The organism is Thermoanaerobacterales bacterium, from assembly GCA_030019475.1.
Taxonomy (GTDB): domain Bacteria; phylum Bacillota; class Desulfotomaculia; order Desulfotomaculales; family JASEER01; genus JASEER01.
Genome location: JASEER010000001.1, coordinates 1 through 3,597, shown reverse-complemented (window position 1 = coordinate 3,597; position 3,597 = coordinate 1). Strand labels below are relative to the sequence as shown.

General features: G+C 60.2%; 5 protein-coding genes. 4 read left to right on the top strand and 1 reads right to left on the bottom strand.

The window, feature by feature from the left end:
* The first annotated feature begins 1,085 nt into the window (after nucleotides 1-1,085).
* The 4 genes from QMC81_00025 (at nucleotide 1,086) to QMC81_00010 (ending at nucleotide 2,800) form a co-directional block, all read left to right on the top strand.
* Nucleotides 1,086-1,511: a ferritin-like domain-containing protein gene (locus tag QMC81_00025; protein ID MDI6905863.1), complete on the top strand. Its 426-nt coding sequence runs from the start codon at nucleotides 1,086-1,088 to the stop codon at nucleotides 1,509-1,511.
* 331 nt (nucleotides 1,512-1,842) lie between these two features.
* The gene (locus QMC81_00020; protein ID MDI6905862.1) at nucleotides 1,843-2,085 is read left to right on the top strand and encodes a hypothetical protein; all 243 of its coding nucleotides are present in this window, start codon (nucleotides 1,843-1,845) and stop codon (nucleotides 2,083-2,085) included.
* 154 nt (nucleotides 2,086-2,239) lie between these two features.
* Nucleotides 2,240-2,404 carry a hypothetical protein gene (locus QMC81_00015; protein MDI6905861.1) on the top strand — a complete coding sequence of 55 codons (165 nt, stop codon included), beginning with the start codon at nucleotides 2,240-2,242 and terminating at the stop codon, nucleotides 2,402-2,404.
* Nucleotides 2,405-2,410: 6 nt separating this feature from the next.
* A complete protein-coding gene (locus tag QMC81_00010; protein ID MDI6905860.1) occupies nucleotides 2,411-2,800 on the top strand; it encodes a hypothetical protein in 390 nt (129 codons plus the stop codon).
* Here the strand turns inward: QMC81_00010 and cysK are convergent.
* Nucleotides 2,790-3,597 (bottom strand): cysteine synthase A (gene cysK / locus QMC81_00005; protein MDI6905859.1); only part of this gene is annotated, 808 nt, incomplete at its 5' end. The two genes, QMC81_00010 and cysK, sit on opposite strands and share 11 nt — an antisense overlap.

Genomic DNA, 3,597 nt, shown 5'->3' with positions numbered 1-3,597 from the left:
CGGACGTGACCGGCCTGCAGGAAGGGCAGGCCCGCCTGGAGAAGGGCCAGGACGCCCAAGGGCAGGAATTGAAGGCCCTACGCGCCGACATGGGAGTATTGCATCAAGGCCAGGATAACTTGGGTAGACGCTTGGACAGGCTGGAAATCCACATTGAGAATAAGGTCATTGACAAAATCAAAGCCTTGTTCGACGACCGTGAAGTAGTCATGGAGGCCTTAGCCCGTATTGAGAAAAAGCTGGAGGTCCTCGATGCCCGGCTTGATGAGCATGATGATCAGATGATTCTTCTGCGTAGCAAACGATAAGAGCCCAGGCCATCCCGCACCCCCGCCCGGCCACCCTGAACCCATATGTATTATGTCTTGGCAGAGTTAAGATATGGCATGCGTGGAGCGTAGTGGTAGTGCCGTGGCGACCGTGACGAGTAGCCACGACGGTCAAATGGCCGCCACGTTCTACTCTTACTTTGCGCGCCGGAGCGTCCGCTCCGCCACCCCCAGGCGGCAGGCCAGGTCTTTGCAGCTTCGTACCTCAAGGCGGCCATTATGAGCACTTTTGACAGCGACGCACAGCTTAGCCCTGGCACGAGCCAGGGCTGTCTCTTTTTGAGGCCTCCCTGGGGCCCCCCTCAAGACCGCTAAACACCATCCCCTTTCGCGGGCCGCCGCCGGCCGCTGGGAATACCCCACAGGCGTATTCGACTCGGTGCAGGACTTCCCCTGCCGGCCCAAATGTAATACATTTAAGGAAAAGACATGCCGTTTGGACTGGAGTGAGGATACTGAAGCAACAACTTGCCGGGCTCGTCATCTGGGCGGTCGCCGGACTGCAGTTCTGGCTCTGGTCTGATGCTTGTAAGAGACGGAGGCCGAAGGCGAGAAACCATCTCATCGCCGGCGTGCTATTGGGTATAGCAGGACTGATTCTGCTCTTTGCCAGCCCGGCCTAAAACGACTTACGCAGTCTGAGGCCCTCCGCATCTTGGCGGGGGTCTTTCTTTATGTACCAAGTCTCAAGCAGGAAGGGGCATGTTTGCCACTATATTCATAACATGTAACAAACCACCAAGGAGGGAACGGACTATGCTGGAACGGATGGAGGTCATCCGGATGCTCCGGGAGGCCCTTACCGATGAGCGCACAGCTATCGAGTTCTACGGGCAGATGATGACCCTGGCACCCAATTACGAGTCCTTTCTGGCCTTTGCCCTGGCAAGGCGTGACGAGCAACGGCATGCCTTTATGATCGAAAACCTGCTGGAACGCCTCACCGGCCGCCGCCCGGAACCCGATATCGTGTCCCCGCCGGTCATTACCAACTTCCGCGAAGGCGTGGAAACGGCCATCGCCGATGAGCGCGAGGCCGCCGCGATGTATGCCGAGATCATTGAAATGGCGCGTACCCGGCTGGTAAGGGAAGTCATTACGCCTATCCGGATCGACGAACTACTCCATGCACAGCTCTTTGAAGGTCTCCTGCGGTTTGACCTGACCGGGCCGCCGGCATAAAAAACCGTATATGAATCCCGCTGTCACCCGCTTTCCGGGGGGGACCGTGCCGGCAACGGTCTCCCCTTTTTTCCGCCTAATCACACCTCTTCCCACCGGTGCATAATCTGGCTACGCGCATGTTGAGGGGGGATGATCCGTTGACCAACCAGTTCCTGTGGGTGCTGCTTTTGAACGGTATCGCCCTTGCCCTGGCGGTAGGCCTGGCGCTGACCGTACTTTGGGTCCTGACACGCAAGTGGTACTGATCCAAAACCGAAACGGCGAAGACTACCAATGCTCCGGCGGGTCATGGCATAATAAGCGGTAGTGATTTATGGAGGCGGTACCAGTGTTGGAACACCTGAACGAACTGCGGGAACTTTTTTTCAAGTGGTGTGACGAAACGGTTATCTCCCAGATGATGCAAGAGGGAACCATCCTCAAGCAATGGCGCCCCCGCCGGAGCGAGAACGGCGGTTACGAACTGACCTATGAGCTGAAACTTCCCGACGGCACAACGGCGGCCGCGGCCGTTCCCATCCCGGACCGCTTTAAGGAACTGCTGGACAAGGAGTTTTTCGAGGACGATTAAGGATACCGGTTGGGGAGGAAAATAACCCTGCCACCAGTCAGGGAGAGGTGATAGGGTGCCGGTATTTCAAATCATAACCGCGGCAAAGGAATTCCTCGACTTGCTCCCCCCGGCAGCGGTTTCCGTTTACGGGCTGCAGGAGGGTTCTACTGTAATGGTCGGGATCAGCCCCCGGGACCGTCTGATTATCGTCCGCCCCGCCGGCCTGGACCGGTTCAACGCCGGAGCCGTGGAAGCCGTCTTTGACTTTTACGGAGCGACCGCCGGTGGCTTTACCAGGTCTGGTATTGTACGGCAGGACAAACCTTGGTTAGAATAGATCTGGGTGATATATGTGCGTTTCTTCAGCCGCTTAAGCTGGTTCGCCACCTTCCTTATCCCGGCCCTGGCCGCCATCGCCGTCGCCCTTTGGGGCCTGAACTCGACCCTGCCCCGTATTTACTTCGTAGCGGCTTTTCTCTTTATCCTCATTATCCTGCCCGGGGTGTTCATCCTGCTGAAGATCCTGGGCACCCCGATCCACGAAGAGGAGATCGTCCTCCTGGCCGCCGGTTCCGGAGACCGGGTTAAGGTTCTTCGGCCTGACGGGCATCAGGATATCGTAAGCGATATCGGCCTTAAGAAGGCGCTCCTTGCCGGTGAGCTTCCCAGCGGCACCCGCCTCCGCCTGCTCCGGCGGGGAGACATCGTGGTTCGCTGGGAACCTATTCCGTAAACAAGCCGGTGGAAATGTACCGCTCGCCGCTATCCGGGAAAATGGTAACGACCAACCGCCCCCCGTTTTCGGGCCTGGCCGCCAGCCTCAGGGCAGCGGCACAGGCCGCGCCCGACGAAATCCCGACCAGCAGACCCTCTTCCCGCGCCAGGCGCCGTGCCGTCTTTGCGGCCTCGTCCCCGGTCACCGTCATGACTTCATCGGCCAGTTCCCGCTCCAAGACCGGTGGCACGAAACCGGCCCCGATACCCTGAATCCGGTGCGTGCCCGGGGACCCGCCGGACAGCACCGCCGATTCGGCCGGTTCCACCGCCACCACCTTCAGGCCCGGTTTACGCGCCTTGAGCGCCCGTGCCGTCCCGGTCAGGGTCCCCCCCGTCCCTACACCGGCCACCAGGATATCTACCGCGCCACCGGTATCGTTCCAGATTTCAATCCCCGTCGTGGCCTCGTGCGCCGCCGGGTTGGCCGGGTTAGCGAACTGCTGCGGGATAAAGGCTTTAGGATAGCTCCGCGCCAGTTCCTCCGCCCTCCGCACGGCTCCCGCCATTCCTTCCGCGGCCGGGGTGAGGACCACCTCCGCCCCATAGGCGGCCAGCAGACTGCGGCGTTCAAGGCTCATTGTCTCGGGCATGGTCAATACCAGGCGATACCCCTTGCGGGCACAGATCCAGGCCAGGCCGATCCCGGTGTTGCCGCTCGTGGGCTCGATAACCACCGTGTCCGGATCCAGGCGCCCCTCCGCCTCGGCCACCTCAAGCATTGCCAGCGCGGGGCAGCGTGAAAGACCGCCCCGC